General features: G+C 58.4%; 19 protein-coding genes. 14 read left to right on the forward strand and 5 right to left on the reverse strand.

The window, feature by feature from the left end:
- The first annotated feature begins 106 nt into the window (after positions 1-106).
- The 6 genes from B0E33_RS31015 (at position 107) to B0E33_RS23655 (ending at position 4,361) form a co-directional block, all read left to right on the forward strand.
- Positions 107-385 (forward strand): hypothetical protein, encoded by a 279-nt coding sequence (locus B0E33_RS31015; protein ID WP_156912473.1) that lies wholly within the window; start codon positions 107-109, stop codon positions 383-385.
- Positions 375-779, forward strand: coding sequence for a DUF1636 family protein (locus B0E33_RS23635; protein WP_077293577.1), 405 nt, complete (start codon positions 375-377; stop codon positions 777-779). Before B0E33_RS31015 ends, B0E33_RS23635 begins: the two co-directional genes overlap by 11 nt.
- Positions 776-1,549, forward strand: a complete 774-nt coding sequence (locus B0E33_RS23640; RefSeq protein WP_055654925.1) for an ABC transporter ATP-binding protein — start codon at positions 776-778, stop codon at positions 1,547-1,549. The genes B0E33_RS23635 and B0E33_RS23640 overlap by 4 nt, the downstream gene beginning before the upstream one ends.
- A gap of 17 nt (positions 1,550-1,566) precedes the next feature.
- On the forward strand, positions 1,567-2,502 hold the full coding sequence (locus B0E33_RS23645) for an ABC transporter substrate-binding protein (protein WP_077292610.1): 936 nt from the start codon (positions 1,567-1,569) through the stop codon (positions 2,500-2,502).
- Positions 2,503-2,555: 53 nt separating this feature from the next.
- Positions 2,556-3,617 (forward strand): FecCD family ABC transporter permease, encoded by a 1,062-nt coding sequence (locus B0E33_RS23650; protein WP_062488452.1) that lies wholly within the window; start codon positions 2,556-2,558, stop codon positions 3,615-3,617.
- Positions 3,618-3,770: 153 nt separating this feature from the next.
- Positions 3,771-4,361: a hypothetical protein gene (locus B0E33_RS23655; RefSeq protein ID WP_023000998.1), complete on the forward strand. Its 591-nt coding sequence runs from the start codon at positions 3,771-3,773 to the stop codon at positions 4,359-4,361.
- 35 nt (positions 4,362-4,396) lie between these two features.
- Here the strand turns inward: B0E33_RS23655 and B0E33_RS23660 are convergent, their stop codons facing one another.
- Together B0E33_RS23660 and B0E33_RS23665 are read right to left on the reverse strand one after the other, a co-directional pair.
- Positions 4,397-5,632, reverse strand: coding sequence for an MFS transporter (locus tag B0E33_RS23660; RefSeq protein ID WP_077292611.1), 1,236 nt, complete (start codon positions 5,630-5,632; stop codon positions 4,397-4,399).
- 151 nt (positions 5,633-5,783) lie between these two features.
- Complete coding sequence (locus tag B0E33_RS23665) at positions 5,784-6,641, reverse strand: SDR family oxidoreductase (protein WP_077292612.1); 858 nt, start codon at positions 6,639-6,641, stop codon at positions 5,784-5,786.
- A gap of 140 nt (positions 6,642-6,781) precedes the next feature.
- On the opposite strand from B0E33_RS23665, the gene B0E33_RS23670 reads away from it, so the two are divergent.
- Complete coding sequence (locus B0E33_RS23670; RefSeq protein ID WP_077292613.1) at positions 6,782-7,216, forward strand: winged helix-turn-helix transcriptional regulator; 435 nt, start codon at positions 6,782-6,784, stop codon at positions 7,214-7,216.
- A 43-nt stretch (positions 7,217-7,259) separates the two neighbouring features.
- On the opposite strand, the gene B0E33_RS23675 is transcribed toward B0E33_RS23670, so the two are convergent.
- The 3 genes from B0E33_RS23675 to B0E33_RS23685 form a co-directional block, all read right to left on the reverse strand.
- Positions 7,260-8,018, reverse strand: a complete 759-nt coding sequence (locus tag B0E33_RS23675) for a substrate-binding periplasmic protein (RefSeq protein WP_208984195.1) — start codon at positions 8,016-8,018, stop codon at positions 7,260-7,262.
- A 156-nt stretch (positions 8,019-8,174) separates the two neighbouring features.
- Positions 8,175-8,624 carry a peptide-methionine (R)-S-oxide reductase MsrB gene (msrB, locus tag B0E33_RS23680; protein ID WP_077292614.1) on the reverse strand — a complete coding sequence of 150 codons (450 nt, stop codon included), beginning with the start codon at positions 8,622-8,624 and terminating at the stop codon, positions 8,175-8,177.
- Positions 8,625-8,790: 166 nt separating this feature from the next.
- The gene (locus B0E33_RS23685) at positions 8,791-9,768 is read right to left on the reverse strand and encodes a GGDEF domain-containing protein (protein ID WP_077292615.1); all 978 of its coding nucleotides are present in this window, start codon (positions 9,766-9,768) and stop codon (positions 8,791-8,793) included.
- Positions 9,769-10,185: 417 nt separating this feature from the next.
- On the opposite strand from B0E33_RS23685, the gene B0E33_RS23690 reads away from it, so the two are divergent.
- From B0E33_RS23690 to mnhG, 7 genes are read left to right on the forward strand one after another with little or no spacing between them, the layout of a single operon-like run.
- Positions 10,186-12,576, forward strand: coding sequence for a putative monovalent cation/H+ antiporter subunit A (locus B0E33_RS23690; protein WP_077292616.1), 2,391 nt, complete (start codon positions 10,186-10,188; stop codon positions 12,574-12,576).
- Positions 12,576-12,995 (forward strand): Na(+)/H(+) antiporter subunit B, encoded by a 420-nt coding sequence (locus tag B0E33_RS23695; protein ID WP_023001006.1) that lies wholly within the window; start codon positions 12,576-12,578, stop codon positions 12,993-12,995. The genes B0E33_RS23690 and B0E33_RS23695 overlap by 1 nt, the downstream gene beginning before the upstream one ends.
- Positions 12,995-13,372 carry a Na+/H+ antiporter subunit C gene (locus B0E33_RS23700; RefSeq protein ID WP_023001007.1) on the forward strand — a complete coding sequence of 126 codons (378 nt, stop codon included), beginning with the start codon at positions 12,995-12,997 and terminating at the stop codon, positions 13,370-13,372. Before B0E33_RS23695 ends, B0E33_RS23700 begins: the two co-directional genes overlap by 1 nt.
- Positions 13,373-13,377: 5 nt before the next feature.
- Complete coding sequence (locus B0E33_RS23705) at positions 13,378-14,967, forward strand: Na+/H+ antiporter subunit D (RefSeq protein ID WP_023001008.1); 1,590 nt, start codon at positions 13,378-13,380, stop codon at positions 14,965-14,967.
- Positions 14,964-15,440 (forward strand): Na+/H+ antiporter subunit E, encoded by a 477-nt coding sequence (locus B0E33_RS23710; protein WP_023001009.1) that lies wholly within the window; start codon positions 14,964-14,966, stop codon positions 15,438-15,440. The genes B0E33_RS23705 and B0E33_RS23710 overlap by 4 nt, the downstream gene beginning before the upstream one ends.
- Complete coding sequence (locus B0E33_RS23715; RefSeq protein WP_023001010.1) at positions 15,437-15,793, forward strand: cation:proton antiporter; 357 nt, start codon at positions 15,437-15,439, stop codon at positions 15,791-15,793. Before B0E33_RS23710 ends, B0E33_RS23715 begins: the two co-directional genes overlap by 4 nt.
- Complete coding sequence (gene mnhG, locus B0E33_RS23720; RefSeq protein ID WP_023001011.1) at positions 15,790-16,134, forward strand: monovalent cation/H(+) antiporter subunit G; 345 nt, start codon at positions 15,790-15,792, stop codon at positions 16,132-16,134. The genes B0E33_RS23715 and mnhG overlap by 4 nt, the downstream gene beginning before the upstream one ends.
- Positions 16,135-16,425: the final 291 nt, after the last annotated feature.

A 16,425-nucleotide genomic window follows, 5' to 3' on the forward strand; every position in this document is an offset into this window, starting at 1 on the left:
ACCCGGGCGGGGTGCCCCGGAGGAGTGAGTGACATGGCCAATCGGCACCTGCCGGCAAAGTTGCACATTCGGTTCCTGACTGCCCCGCGAAATCGCGGAGGGCGATATGAACCGGAAATTTTCTGCTGAATTCTCAAGACTTGCTAACCTCCTGACCGAGGCTGATCCGCTGGCGACGCGCGCAGCACGCGCGATGGTTCCCGATGGGCTGCAAAAATCTGTTGTCAGCGAGAATATAGGTAATGTAATAACATTACATGATGATTGTTCCAAACGTACCCGATCCGGCCGTGCCCAGTGCAACGAGGAAAGCAATGCCTTTGCTTTTCCGCAGCCTCCTGTCGGTTCACTGGCAGAAGCCGTGGAGGCGCGTCATGAGCAATGATCCGCACAAGATATTTGTCTGCACGACCTGTCGTCACAATGGGCAGACTTGCCATCCCGGATATGGGCTGATCTGCAAGCTGAAAAGTGCAATGGCACAGGCAGTGCCTGTGGTTGGAGACGAATTCGAAATCAGTGGAACAGCCGACATGGAGAGCTGTTCGAGACCTTGCACGCTGGCATTCAAGGCCACCGACAAGGCGATCTACCTCTTTGGGGACATTGAGGACGATACGGACATCGACGACCTGGTCGACTACGCCAATCGGTATCGCCAGATTGAAAATGGATGCGAGGTGACCGAGGAAAACCACGGCAAGCGCTGGAGCGCATCGCAAGGCCGGCTTCCGGCAGCGATGATCGTTTCGGAAGCTGACGGGACGGCGTTCTCATGACGGGGGTCGATCTGTTTGTCCGGGAGGTCAGCTGGAAGACGGGGCAGGGCAAAACCATTCTGCATCCGCTCAGCTTCGATCTGCCTGCCGGTGAGGTTCTTGGAATTGCCGGCGCCAATGGTGCTGGCAAATCCACCCTGTTGCGGCTGCTCTATCGCTTCCTGAAACCGAAAACGGGCGAAATCCTTCTGGATGGCACGGATCTCTGGCACATCAGTGCCAGGGAGGCCGCCAAAACGATCGCCGCCGTGCTTCAGGAGCAGCCGACCGATTTTGCCTTGACCGTACGCGAGATCGTCACACTCGGTCGGCGTCCCCATGCAACCGGTATTGCCGGCGCAGGCAAGCGGGACGCCGAGATCGTTGATGACTGTCTCGGGAAAATGGATCTGCTGTCCTATGCAAAAAGAGCCTTCGGCACATTGTCAGGGGGGGAAAGGCAACGGGTGATGGTGGCCCGGGCGCTGGCGCAAGAACCAAGGCTTCTGGTGCTGGATGAGCCGACGAACCATCTGGACATCCGTCATCAGCTCGAGATCGTCGAGCTGATTGCCGATCTGGACATTACCATTGTCACGAGCCTGCACGACCTCAACCTGGCAAGCCGTGTCTGCGACAAGGTCTTGCTGTTGCATGAGGGCCGACTGGTTGCCCAGGGAATGCCGGAGACGGTGCTAACCCCCGGCAACATTGAGCAAGCCTATTCGGTACAGGTCCGACTGGAGCAACTGTCTGCCAGCCGCGAGCGCTACCTGACCTTCCATCTTTGAATTTCTGGAGACTTAATATGAAAAAAATTGCCCTGGGCCTCGTGCTCACCTTTCTGTCTGTACCGGCAATTGCGCAAACGACCGTGGAAAGCTGCAACCGCACGGTGACCTTCGACACGCCGCCCAAAGCAGCCGTTTCGAATGACGTCAACCTGACGGAGATGATGCTGGTACTTGGCCTGCGCGACCGCATGGTTGGATATACCGGCATTTCAGGCTGGAAGACGCTGGACGCGGAAATGCGTGAGGGCGTTGCCGAACTTCCGGAACTCGCGTCGAAATATCCGAGCAAGGAAGTGCTGATCGGGGCCGACGCCGATTTCTTCTTCGCCGGCTGGAACTACGGCATGAAGGTGGGCGGTGAAGTGACGCCTGAAACGCTGGAGCCGTTCGGCATCAAGGTCTACGAGCTGACCGAATCCTGCATTCATATCGGCGACAAGCCGAAGGCGTCTCTGCAGGATCTCTATAACGACCTCCTCAACCTCGGAAAGATCTTCGGTGTTGAAGACACAGCTCACGATCTTGTTGCGGCCTACAAGCTGGAGCTGGACCGGATCGCGGCAACGGTGCCTGCTGGTGAAGAGCCGCTGCGGGTCTTTGTCTACGACAGCGGCGAGGACAAGCCCTTCACCGCCGGACGATATGCCATGCCGACAGCGCTCATCGAGGCAGCCGGCGGCGTCAACGTGATGGACGATTTTGAAAAGAGCTGGGCGACCATCGACTGGGAAACCGTGGTGGAAAAAGACCCGGACATGATTGTGATCGTCAACTACGGCGAAGTGACGGCTGACCAGAAACGCGACTTCATGAAACACAATCCCGCTCTGGCCAATATTGCAGCCGTCAAGAACGACCGTTTTGTCGTGCTGGACTATGTCGAAGCAACCCCGGGGCCGCGGAACCTCAAGGCCATCGGAAAGCTCACCGAAGCGTTCTGGGGAGAGTGAGCCTTGCAGAAGATGCTTCGAACTGCCGTTGCAGGCAGAAACGATAGACCGGCATGAGCCTGCTCACGGCCAAAAGCGCTGGCCTGCGCCGGTTGCGGGGGAATGGGGTATTGCTTCTGGCCGGCGTGCTGGTGCTGGCTATTTCCATTGTAGCCGCCATCGGTGCAGGTGCGGTGCCGATCCCGGGCAGCACTGTCTTCAAGGTCCTCGTCAACGGCGTGGTGCCCGGCTATTTCGACGTGGACTGGTCCAAGGGCCGGGAGGCTATCGTCTGGGAGATCCGGTTTCCGCGGGCGCTGCTGGCCGGGTTTGTCGGCGCTGGTCTGGCCGTTGTCGGCGCCGCCCTGCAATCTGTCACGCGCAATCCCCTGGCCGATCCGCATCTGCTCGGCATTTCGTCCGGTGCAGCGGCTGGCGCCATTCTTGCGCTGTTGCATACTGGTCTTTTTCTGGGGCTGATGACCGTTCCGCTGATGGCATTCGCCGGTGCGTTGGCGGCAACTTTTCTGGTGCTCGGGGTGACGCGGTTTGCATCTGCAACCAGTGCCGACCGGCTGGTGCTGGCCGGTGTGGCCGTGTCCTTCATCATCATGGCGATCGCCAATATCCTGATTTTCCTGGGCGATCCGAGGGCAACGCATACGGTTGTCTTCTGGATGCTGGGCGGTCTCGGTCTTGCCCAATGGGCTCAGCTGCCGTTTCCGCTCGGCATTCTGCTGCTGGTGGCGCCGTATTTTCTGCTGCGGTCTGCCGATCTCAATGCGATGACCATCGGCGATGAAACAGCGTCGACGCTCGGCATTCCGGTTGCCCGGTTCCGTCTCACGGTATTTGTGCTGGGAGCTCTGATCACCGGTGTGATGGTAGCCTTTTCAGGCATCATCGGCTTTGTCGGGCTGATGGTGCCGCATATTGCCCGCTTCCTGGTAGGGGGCAATTATAGCCGGGTTCTGCCGGCATCGATGATGCTTGGCGCAATCTTTCTGATCTGGGCGGACATCATCGCACGAACGCTCCTGTCCCCCGAGGATATGCCTATCGGCATTGTCACCGGGCTGATTGGCGGCATTTTCTTCGTGCTCCTCCTGCGCTCCCGCACGGGCCAGGCACACTAGACCCTCGCACGGACCGCTTTCGGCCGTTCAACCGGGCCTGGTTGAACGGTCGCCGGTCAGAGCGAGGCTCAAGGTTCGTTGTGGCAGATCTCGACGGTTTCCATCAGGCAGCATTCGTATAGTGTTGCCCTATCGAGACCAAAACGGACCCACATGGACAAACTTCCCACCAATCTTGCGGAATTCACACACATCCGGATCATCATCGGCATGGTGATCGGGCTGGGTGTTGCGCGGCTGCTCAATGGCCTCGCGCGGTATGTTCAGCATCCCCAACGCGAAGAGATCTACAGCGTGCACCTTGGGTGGTCGTTGTTCATGCTTTTGTCCGTCGTTCACTTCTGGTGGTTCGAATTCGCACTCGGCCGCATTCAGGTCTGGACATTCGAAAGCTATCTGTTCGTCATCGCCTTTGCCGCACTCTACTTTTTTATTACGGCCGTGCTTTATCCGGACAAGATGGGCGAATACGCCAGCTACAAGGATTATTTTCACGCCAGGCAGACCTGGATCTACGGCTTGCTTGCCCTGATGTTCGTGCTCGACATCGTGGACTCGCGGCTGAAGGGGATCGATTATTTCAACGATCTTGGAACCGCGTATCTTGTGCGTCAGATCGTGATGATCGTGCTGGTGCTGGCCGCGACGAGGATCCGCAAGTCCGCTTATCACATCGGTCTCGTCAGCGTTGTCCTGCTGTCGCAGATCTGGTTGATCACCAGCAACTTCAGCGTCCTGAAGTAACTGGCGTCCTCTGGCCGTTCATCGGAACCACAGCCTCAAGCGGCTGCGCCCGTCGGCCTCATCTTGCCGCGCATGAAGATGAAGATCATCACCGCCATGTTGAGGAAGTTCCAGGCGATACCGTTCAGGAACGCGGCCTGATAGGAGCCTGTGAGGTCATAGATCCAGCCGGACAGCCAGCCCCCGAGGGCCATGCCGAGAATTGTCGCCATGATCACCAGTCCGACACGCTGTCCAGCTTCGCGGGCCGGCAGGTATTCTCGCACGATCACGGCATAGCTTGGCACGATGCCGCCCTGCGACAGACCGAAGATGAGGGACACGAGGTAGAGCGAAGCCAGGCCGTTGAAGGGAATGAACAGGAACAGCGCGGCGCATTGCAGCACGGAACCGATCAGCAGGGTCATGACACCGCCGATCTTGTCGGCAATATATCCGGATGCCAGCCGGCTGATGACACCGGCACCGGTCATCAGTGCGATCATGTCCGCTCCGGGGGCAACGCCATAACCCAGATCGACGCAATAGGCGACGATGTGAACCTGTGGCATCGACATGGCGACGCAGCATGCAAGACCAGCTACCACGAGAAGAGCCTGCAGGACGGCAGGCGGCAGACCGGTGTCCTGGCGACCGAAACGGGCCGTGGCCGCACCGGTGTTCAAGGACGTGTCCGGAGGCGGCCGGCGCAGCAAAAGGGCCAGCGGCACCATGGCGACAAGGCAGATGACGCCGATGAGGATATAGGTCTGGCGCCAGTCGGAGGTCGCAAGGCTCCACTGGATCAGCGATGGCCAGAGCACACCGGCAAGATAGTTTCCGCAGGCGGCGCAGGCGACCGCAAAACCGCGCCGTTTCAGGAACCAGTGTGAGATGTCGGCGATCAGCGGGCCGAATGTGGCCGCGGTGCCCAGACCGATCAACAGACCCTGCGCCAGAGAGAAGCTCCAGACATCCGGCGCAAAGGCGGCCAGAACGAAGCCGGCACCGAGTGATAGAGCAGAGCCTATGACGGGTATGACAATGCCGTAGCGGTCGACGACGCGGCCAAGCAGGTAGTTGCCCGCGGCAAACCCGAACATCGTCGCGGTGTAGGGCAGGGACGCTCCGGCACGATCGATCTCGAAATCCGTCTGGACGGCGGGCAGTACGATGACAACCGCCCACATGCCGGCACCACCAAGGGTGCTCAGCAAAATCGAAATCGCCAACCGGATCCAGGCGTAAGGCCCGTCCTGGACGTATGGATCGGATGCGTTGGCAAGGGACATGATCGGGTACCGGGAAAGTGCAGAACCATCTGCCTAACAGGTTCGCCGATGGGGAACCAACAAATATCCTTGAACCAACCGACCACAAATTCAAATGATTGCACGAAGGCGAAAGGGCCGCCTTCGTGCAGGAGCAGACGTTTAGCGGACGTCAGGCGTTCGCTTTCAGGCTTTCGGAGATGAAATCACTCAACGAGCGGGTCGGATGACCGATCAGGTCCTCCAGGGCCGTGGAAGTCGTGAAGAGCTCGCCTTGAGAGGCGCCTCTGTCGGAATCAGCGAGGACATTTGCAAAGCCTTCCGGCAGACCTGCCTGGACCAGGATGCCGGCATAGGTTGCTTCTGGCAGGTTGTTGAACGGTATCTCACGGCCGGACTGGCTGGAGAGCTCTGCTGCCAGGTCGGCAAGACTGAACGCAGGTGATCCGCCAAGTTCCAGTGCTCGCGTGCTCAGGTCGTTGCCGGCAACGGTGCGGGCTGCGGCTTCTGCGTAATCTTCGCGTCCAGCGGCGGAAAACTTGCCGTCACCGCTTGCGCCCGCAACGGCACCATGGGCAAGGGCGGCCGCTACAGTGCCGCCGAAATTCTCGATGTACCAGCCGTTGCGCAGCACGGCATGGGCAATGCCGCTTTCGCGCAGCATCCGTTCCGTTTCGGCATGTTCCACACCCAGCTGGAGGCTGGACTGCGGAACGTTGAGAAGGCTGGTGTAGACGATGAAACGGACGCCGGCTGCCTTGGCTGCATCGATGACGGCCTTGTGCTGCGGTGCGCGCTTGCCGACCTCCGATCCGGAGATCAGCAGAAGTCGCTCAACACCTTCCAATGCAGCCGGCAGGGTGGCGCTATCATCGTAATCAGCCTTCACCACCGAAACCTGGTCCGTGGCAAGATCGCCCGCTTTTTCCGGTGAGCGGACAAGCGCGCGAACTGGCTCGGCGGTGAGGCCGGCAAGATGTTTGAGGACAAGACGGCCCAGCTGACCATTGGCACCCGTGACTGCGATCATTGTGTTTCTCCTTGAAGGTTGATCGTTCGAAAATGCATCGGATGCTGCCCATGTAGACGGATCACTTACTTTTTGTTAGTACGTACAAAAAGGTTAGTTTTGAGATTTATCGGATCTCGGACAAAAAATTGGAAAACAGGATGAGTGATACGGCAGAAATACCCCCCAAGTGCGTGCTGAACAGCGGCGCGCCCTTGTCCGAATTGATGCAGCAGGGGGAACTGCTCAACCAGAACTGTCCATCACGCGAAATCCTGCGGCATCTCACGAGCCGTTGGGGCGTGTTGGTGCTGATTGCGCTTCTGGAAAAAGATCAGCGGTTTTCGGAACTTCGCCGCACCGTGGGCGGCGTCAGTGAAAAGATGCTGGCGCAAACGCTGCAGACTTTGGAGGCCGACGGGTTCGTCAACCGGTATTCCCACCCGGTGGTGCCACCGCATGTCGATTACAGCCTGTCCCCGATCGGCCGGGAGGCTGCAGAGAAAGTGCGAGAATTCGCTGACTGGATCGAGGTCAATATCGCCAGGATCCTGTCCGCCAAATCCGGCCATGAGGAGGCCGTGGCAGCGGAATAAGGATTTGAGGCGTTTTTCCGGTCCTTGATCGGGAGATGAACCGTCAGTGGGTATAGCGGTCGACGATCTGCCAGTATCTCGGATCGCGCCACACCCTGGAGACGGCAGCCGACAGCCGGCCTCTGATCTGCGGATCGAGATCCTTGTTCGCCGCCAGCCACTGGATGCCGTGGGTAACCGGAGCGCCGATGACGAGACTTCCCGGGTCGTATCCCTGCTGGCGGAACATGTAGCTCGCCCGAACAGACATGGTGTACCAGGCATCGATCCTGCCGGTCTTGAGCATGACGCTCATCTGTTCGGCTGATGGTATTTCCTCAACGTTGCGAACTCCGAACCGCTGGAGGATCTGGCTGCGCTGGCTGCCGAGATGCACCCCGATGACCTTGCCGCTCTCAATAGCCTTTTCAAAGGTATCCAACGGCTGGTCGAGCGTTACGAATGCGCTTTCCGTATAAAGCAGGGGGGCGATGTACTGGAATTTCTCACTGCGGTTCCTGGAATAGGCAGCAGTGAAGAGAAGTGAACCGGGCGTGTTTTCAGCCAGCAGCTGCGCGCGCCTCCAGGGGGCGAAGCGGATCTTGATATCCAGGCCGGCCTCTTCTGCAACGAGCTCCATGAGCTCGACTGCAATGCCCTTCTCCTGCTCATTGATGGAGAGAGGGGGCAGATATCCGGTGAATGCGACCAGCTCTTCTGCGGCGGCTGGTGAAGACAGGACCGGTTGGCCGGCAAGTCCCAAGCCGAGGCCGAAAACCAGTGCGCGCACGCAGGTGCAAGCAAAACTCCGTAGTACAGACAAGTCCCACCCCGATGTTCTTGAAGTTTGTGATGCTATTATTATCAGGGGTGTGTAACTGAAATCTAAAACTGGAAACTGTTCTTGAATCGGGCGTTTTAATGCATGCATTAGATCTGCCCGCCCCGAAGCTGTAGCCGAGGCGGGCAGATGAACGGTCTATTCTGACTTGGCGGGTGGCCGGCCGCCGTGAACGAAATTCATGGCATGGCCATTGAGGCAATAGCGCAAGCCTGTCGGCGGTGGCCCGTCCGGGAAGACGTGACCCAAATGCGCGTCGCAACTGCTGCAACGGATTTCGGTTCGGACCATGCCATGGGACTGGTCTTCAAGTTCCCGGATCGCATTCGGGTCGACTGCCTCGAAAAAGCTGGGCCAGCCGCAGCCGGAATCGAATTTTTTATCCGACATGAACAGCGGCGTTTCACAGCACACGCAATCGTAACGGCCGATGAGCTTGTTGTCCCAGTAGGGACCGGTGAAAGGGCGCTCGGTGCCGGATTGGCGGGTCACATAGAACTGCTCGGGTGTAAGCTGCTCCATCCATTCGGCGGTGGTCTTCCTGATGGGGGGAGATGCTTTTTCGTGGCGGGTGGTTTCGTCGCTCATTCGGCATTCCTTATTTGATGTTTTTCCCAGAGATAGGGGCGTGCACAGGTTGCTGCAAGCCGGAGCAGATAACGGTTTCGTCAATCGTCACCTGCGGAGCCAGGCCGGGTTTCATCCGTTCATGGATTGGAAGGTGCTCTTGATTGTCGCCGTGAAAGGTCCGGGGCTAGCGAGCCAGGTGGCTTAAGGATGTCTTCACCCGGTTACCGCCTTCCTGTCTCGCCTGAAAAACGCAGTTTTCGGCAGCGGCGAGGAGAAATTCCGAGCTTTCCGAGACCCCCGTCTGTTCCACGACCGCGCAAGCCGCACCGACGGAGGCCGTCATGACGCCATTGCCGGCGGTATTTTCCGGGTTGGGAATGCCAAGGTCCTGAATGGCTACGTGCAGATACGCGCTGATAGTCTCGGCGCCCATTTCGTGAGTTCTTGGAAGGAGGAGAGAAAATTCCGCCGTTGCCGTTCGTGCGGCGATATCTGCCGGACGGCGCGCGGTCTCCTTCAGGGTATCGGCTACCCTGGTCAGGCAATCCTCGGCAGCGCTCGGTCCGAACCGCTCCACCAGAGCTTCGAAACGGTCGAGAGACACCTTGATCAGACTGGTGTGGGTCTTTTCACGCAAGGCGATCGCCCATTCCCGTTTCAGGCCATCCTCGAAGGCACGGCGGTTGAGAAGTCCGGTGAGCGGATCCGTCTGGGTTGCCGCATCCAGCAGGCTTTCCAGCTCCTTGCGTTTGGAAATGCTGCGGAAATAGACCGCGAATGCGTAAGGCTTGCCGGCGGCATCTTCCAGAAGATGCGTGGTCACCTCCGCCCAGACCATCGGGCCGAAGGCGGAACGGAGCTGAAGATCTGCATGGGGAAGGGGGGCGTCGGCATCGCCGCTGCCGGAAAGGATCCGGTGCAGAAGATCTGCATCGGTGTTCGGGCTGGCCAGATAGACCAGGTCGCTCAGGTGATCGACCAGTTTGTCAGCACTCCATCCGAACATGCGCTCGGTTGCAGGAGAGATGAAAGCGGGCGTGCCGTCCAGTCCGATCAAAACAATGGCTTCATTGCCAAGTTTGACGAGCGTTTCAAAGTCGATGTTGGACGGGCGGAGCAGCTCCGTTCCCGAAGGCGTATCCCTATTGCTACCCAACACCATCTTCTGTGCCTCGCTCGAATTCCGTGGCAACGCATTCCCGAATTGAAACTGAACGGTATTCACGCTTTGAAATCAAGTGGCAAGCTGCCTTTCTTGGGTGCAGACGGAGGTGGTTTGACCCGAGTGTGAATGTTGTCGGGTGTATTGCGGGCGCGGATACCTCAAGTTTCGGCCGTGATACGTTTTCAGCACAGAATAAATCTGTGAGATCCCTACTTGTCAGTCCTGCCCCTGACAAAAGCGCTCATGTGACGCGGGTGAATTTACCGAAAATCGACAGACATACGCTTGAACACGTAAATTCAACTGCCTAAGACATGTCATAACCCATCGGGACCGTTATTATCCGGCGGATCGGGGCTGATTCGAGCAGGCCCGTTTCCGTCGTTTCTTTAAAAACCGTGACGAAAGATCAGCATGACGCCAGCCTTGATCGACGACACCACTCTCTATGCCGTCCTCGCGCCCTTTGCTGCGGCTGTGGTTGCGCCTTTTCTGACCCGCTGGTTCAAGCACAACGCAGCCTGGCTGCTTGCTATCGTGCCGGCTTTGATCTTCCTGCATTTCACAGGGTTCGTCGAACCCGTGTCAAAAGGGGAAAGCTTCGTTGCGGCAAAGGCCTGGGCGCCCAGCTATGGTGTGAACTTTTCCGTCTATGTCGATGGATTGTCGACGCTGTTCGCCTTGCTGATTTCAGGCATCGGAACCTTCATCATTCTGTATGCCGGCGGCTATCTCAAAGGCCACCCGCAGCAGGGCCGGTTCTTCTCGTTCCTGTTGATGTTCATGGGGTCGATGCTCGGCCTCGTGCTCGGCAACAACCTGATTTCCCTGTTTATCTTCTGGGAACTGACGTCGATCACGTCCTTCCTGCTGATCGGCTTCGATCACCTGCGCGCCGCGTCCCGCCGGGCCGCGCTGCAGGCGCTCGTGGTCACGGGCGGCGGCGGCCTGGCCCTGCTGGCCGGTTTCATCCTGATCATCTCCGCCACGGGTGAAATCGAGATGTCGGTGCTGCTGGCCTCGCCGGACATCATCAAGGATACCACGCTCTACGTGCCGATCTTCTTCCTGGTTCTGGGCGGCGCCTTCACCAAGTCGGCGCAGTTTCCGTTCCATTTCTGGCTTCCCAACGCCATGGAAGCGCCGACACCTGTTTCCGCCTATCTGCATTCGGCAACCATGGTGAAGGCCGGCGTCTATCTTTTGATGCGCATGCATCCGCTGCTGGGGGGGACAGAACTCTGGACAACGGTCCTGCCGCTGTTCGGTGGCATAACACTGCTGGTGGGCACGATCCTGGCGGTGCGCCAGACCGACCTGAAGCTGATGCTTGCCTACACGACCGTGGCATCGCTCGGGCTCCTTGTCATGTTGACCGGGACCAGCCAGGAAAAGGCGCTCGAAGGCGCTGTCCTTTATCTTCTCGCGCACTCCCTGTTCAAGGGCGCGCTCTTCATGGTCGCCGGCACGATCGATCACGAAGCCGGTACGCGTGACATCACGAAGCTGGGCGGCTTGCGTTCGGCCATGCCGATCACGTTTACAGCTGCCTGTCTTGCGGCGCTGTCCATGGCCGGCCTGCCGCCTTTCATCGGCTTCATTGCCAAGGAAGTACTTTACTACGGCACCTGGGGCTGGCTGGAACTCGGTCTGCCCATCACCATCACTGCTGTTGTCGGCAATGCCTTGATGCTGGTGATTGCAGCCGCGGTCGCCATCAAGCCCTTCCTTGGTCCGAAAGTGGAAACGCCGAAACATGCGCACGAGGGACCAGTTCTGCTGTTTGCCGGTCCGGTGTTCCTGTCTGTGACCGGCCTAGGGCTGGCCCTGATTGCGCATACGACTGGTGAACTGTTCATCGGGCCGACCCTGTCTTCACTTCTCGGCAAGACGACGCAAATCGAACTGCATCTGTTGCCGACGTCGATCAACGCGCCGCTGCTGTTGTCGCTGGTCACCATCGGTCTCGGGATTGCTCTGTTTACCCAGATCGACCGCCTGCGCGGGCTGATCGGCTCCGTCCTGTCAGCGATCGGTTGGGGACCAGACAAGGGGTTCGACCAGTTCGTGGCCGGTATTGTCGGATTGTCCTGGCGGATCACGCGCCTGCTGCAGTCGGGCAAAATGCAGACCTACATGATGCTGACCTTCATCTTCACGGGCGCTGCGGTGCTGTTGCCGGGCTTCCTGACCGACAGCCTGCCGGCAATGCCGAAGATGCCGGACTATCGCTTCTATGAATGGGGCATCCTGCTGATCGCCTTCTTCGGGTTGATCGCCGTACTTGTCGCCAACACCCGCCTGACTGCCATCGTGTCTCTCGGCATCCAGGGCTTTGCGGTTGCCTTGATCTTCATGATGTTCGGCGCGCCGGATCTCTCCTTCACCCAGTTCATGGTGGAGACGCTGTCGGTCGTCATCCTTGCTCTGGTCATGACAAGACTGAACCTGTCGCCCAGTGACCACCGGCATGGTCTTGCCGCGATTGTCACCGGGATTGTCGCGATCGGTGTCGGTCTCGGCCTGACGCTGACGCTGCTTGCGATCACGCAGCAGCCTTTCGACAGCCGCTTGTCCGACTTCTTCGCCCAGTTCAGCCGCTCCATTGCCCATGGCCGGAATATCGTCAACGTGATCATCGTCGACTTCCGCGGCTTTGATACGCTGGGCGAAATCGCCGTGGTGGTTCTGGCCGGGCTTTGTGTTCTGGCGCTCATCCGGGTGCGGACGAAGCCCGAAAAACCGATCGAGAAACCGAAGACGGTCGCACCGCCCACACCGGCCCAGACTGGGGAGGCTCACTGATGCGTACGATCATCTTCCGCACCATTGCGCCCTATCTGTCCGCGCTGATGGTGCTGTTTTCGATCTTCGTGCTGCTGCGCGGCCATAACGAGCCGGGTGGTGGGTTTATCGGCGGCCTGATTGCCGCATCGGCGTTGGCGATTTTTGGTATCGCCTGCGGTGTTGCTTCCGTTCGCCGCGCCATCGTGTTCCACCCGATGGGGGTATCCGGTTTCGGACTGTTCCTGGCGGCTGTGGCAGGCATCCCGTCGATATTCAAGGCGCAGGCCTTCATGACCAGCCAGTGGCTGGAGGTACATGTTTTCGGCGTGGAGATCGCCTTGTCGACGCCGTTGTTCTTCGACATTGGCGTTTACCTGGTGGTGGTGGGTGCCATCGGCTCCATTGCATTGGCGCTTGAAGAAAGGGAGGCCGACTGATGGAAACCGGCGTTGTCATCCTGATTGGCCTGTTCTTCACCGTGGCCGTCTACCTGATGCTGTCCAAGCAGCTTGTGCGCATTCTTCTGGGTATCGCCATTCTGGGCAATGCCGTGAACATGCTCATCTTTACCAACGGGCGCCTGACGCGCGAGGTTCCGCCGCTCATTCCGGAACATCTCTATGCTCCGGAAACCGCGACGGCCAATCCGTTGCCGCAGGCACTGGTGCTGACGGCTATCGTCATTTCCTTCTCGTTCTTTGCGTTTCTGCTGGTGCTGGCCTTCCGGGCCTACCAGGAACTTGGCACCGATGAAGTCAACGAAATGCGCATCGCCGAACCCGAACACGACCAAACTCCGCCGCAAGGGTACTAAGCTACATGGCCGGTTCTTCCGTTTCCGTCGATCTTTCCCAGGCCATGGTCACTACGCCCGTTGCGGCGGGTGACTGGCTGGTGGTCGCGCCTTCGCTGATCACAATCCTGGGCGGTGCGCTGTGCCTGATGCTGCGCAAGAACACCGATCTGCAGCCGAAAGTCGGCATCGGTTTCCTGGCACTGCTGGTGCTGGCTAACCTTGCCCTGCTGATCCGGGTGCTCGATCATGGTGTCATCACCATGGTGATGGGCAGCTGGCTGCCGCCGTTCGGCATTGCCTTCACAGTGGATACGCTTGGTGTCACGCTGTCACTGATCGGCTCAATCGTGGCCTTCTGTGCGGGTGTTTTCGGCGCAGCCACCGTTGACAGCACAGGACGCAGATATGGTTTTTATCCATTCCTGCTTCTGCTGATGACGGGTGTTTGCGGCGCGTTCCTGACCGGGGATGTGTTCAACCTCTATGTCTGGTTCGAAGTTCTGCTGATTTCGTCCTACGGGCTTCTGGTCCTCGGCAACGACAGGATCCAGCTTGACGGCGCGGTCAAATACGGTGTCCTGAACCTGATCGGCACGAACCTTTTCCTGATCGCGACAGGTCTGCTTTACGGAATTTTCGGCACGCTCAACATGGCGGACCTCGCCATGAAGGTTGCCGCCCTGGAAAATCCGGCTTCCGGCACGCTGGCAACGGTTGCCGCGCTCTATTTCCTCGCCTTTGCCATGAAAGCGGCCGCGTTCCCGGTCAATTTCTGGTTGCCTGCGTCCTACCACACGCCCAACGTGGTGGTGTCGGCGGTATTTGCAGGCCTTCTGACCAAGGTTGGCGTTTATGCGCTGATCCGCATCTTTGTTCTGATCCTGCCGGCCTCCCGCGGCTATATGGCCGATGTGATCGCGCTGGTTGCCATCGCCACCCTGCTGACAGGGGCGATCGGAGCTCTGGCGCAGAGTGAAGTACGGCGGCTGCTCGGCTATGTGGTCATTGCCGGTATCGGGTCGATGCTCGCCGGTGTTGCGGTTGGTTCGACGCTGGCAGTCTCGGGTGCCATTTTCTACGCGGTCCATTCGATCATCGTCATGACGGCGCTTTATATGGCAGCGGGCATCATGAACATGATGGGCGGTTCCTACGACCTGAGGCAGCTGGGTGGGCTCTATCAAAAGAGTGCGGTGTTCGCAGCCGTGTTCCTGGTACTTGGTTTTGCCGTTTCGGGTCTGCCACCATTCTCCGGTTTCTGGCCCAAGGTCATTCTTGTGGATGCGGCCTTCGCAGACGGCCGGACCTGGCTGGGTGCTGCCATTCTTGTCAGCGGGTTCCTGACAACCATGGCGATGGGCCGGGTCTGGATCTTCGCCTTCTGGCGTGGTGGACCTGAAGGCACTACTGACGGGCAGGCAGTTGCCGTGACGGGCGAGGGCGGCGCGCAACTTTCTGGAGCCGCAGTCTGGTTGCCACTCGGCATTCTGACTGCGCTTGTTGTCTATTTCGGCCTGCAGCCGGAATGGATGCTGGAGCTTTCAACGCGAGGGGCAAGCGGCATTGTTGAACCGCTCGGCTACCTGCGTTCAGTCTTTGGGGGCCAGGGATGACCAGTCTCTTTCTCATCAACATTCTTCTGATGCTGGCTTGGGGAGCTGTCACGGGCAGCTTCTCTGAAGTCAATCTGGCCTTCGGTTTCGTGCTCAGTTTCGGCGCGCTTTACCTGATCCGGGAACAGGTCGGTACTGCCGCCTATTTCCAGCGGGTCTCCAAGGGCTTCGGTCTGGCTGTGCTCTTCGTCTATGAACTGGTGCTGTCGGCCTGGCGGGTTGCGATCATCGTGCTCAAGCCGAAGATCAAGTTGCAGCCGGGCATCATCGCGTTTCCGCTGACAGTGGACAGGGATTTTGAAATCACGATGCTGGCCAATCTGATCACCCTGACGCCGGGCACATTGTCCGTTGATGTCTCCGACGACCGGAAGACGCTTTATGTGCACTGTATCGACGTGCCTGACCCGCAAGCCACAATCGACGACATCAAGAACGGTTTTGAACGCAAGATCCTGGAGGTGTTCAGATGACACCGTTTGAGACCTTTTCTTCCGGTTTCCTGGAAATCAGCGTCAAGATCGCGCTGGCTCTGTTGACGATTTCCTTCATCATCATCGTCGTGCGGACGGTCAAGGGACCGAGCCTTCCGGACCGTGTTGTCGCCCTGGACATGCTGGTCGCGGTGGGGATCGGCTTTATCGCGGCCATCGGCGTTTCCACCGGCTTTTATCTTTACATCGACATTGCGATTACGCTCGGCCTCGTCGGCTTCCTGGCAACCGTCGCTTTCGCACGCTTCGTCCTGAACCGCGGCCTTGCCGGCGACAAGACGATCATGGACGAAGTCGAAGAGAGCATTAAGCGCAGGGAGGCGGGACAATGAATGCTGCCGTTGAAATCATCACCGGTATCATGCTGGTCGTCGGTGCTTCCTTCGCACTGGTCGCATCGATCGGTATCATCCGTCTGAAAGATGTTTACATGCGAATGCATGCGGCCTCCAAGGCGGGTACTCTGGGGTCGGGCGTGATGTTGCTTGCGCTGGCAGTTCATGCTGGCGATCTGGCCGTTGTCACACGGGCAATCGCCGGAGTCGTATTCTTCCTGCTCACCGCCCCAATTTCGGCTCATTTGTTGGCAAAAGCTGCATACGCAGCCGGCTACCGTCCCTGTGCCGATACCAAGGAAGATGCCCTTGCAAAAACTGTCCGGCCGAAAAGCTGAGGCATGGTGTGCGGCAATGGTCCTGAAAGACAGATTTCCTGACAATACTATCGGTTCATTGTCGAAATAGGTGCGTTAGGTATAGCCAATATTTGTACAATTTGATTTTTATTGCTTCTGATCGATTTTTATTTGAATTACGGGGTTGTCGTTCAACGAAAGCGGCGATATAAGGCTGTGACGATTGCCTGCAAAGTAGAATCGTTTTTGATTTCTGGGCCCGCAAGTAACTGAATTTCTAGTTCCGCTTTCGGCAGACATTTTTTGCAGGTAAACCACAAAGCTAATTTT

This window comes from Roseibium algicola (assembly GCF_001999245.1).
In the GTDB taxonomy this organism is placed as follows: Bacteria; Pseudomonadota; Alphaproteobacteria; order Rhizobiales; family Stappiaceae; genus Roseibium; species Roseibium algicola.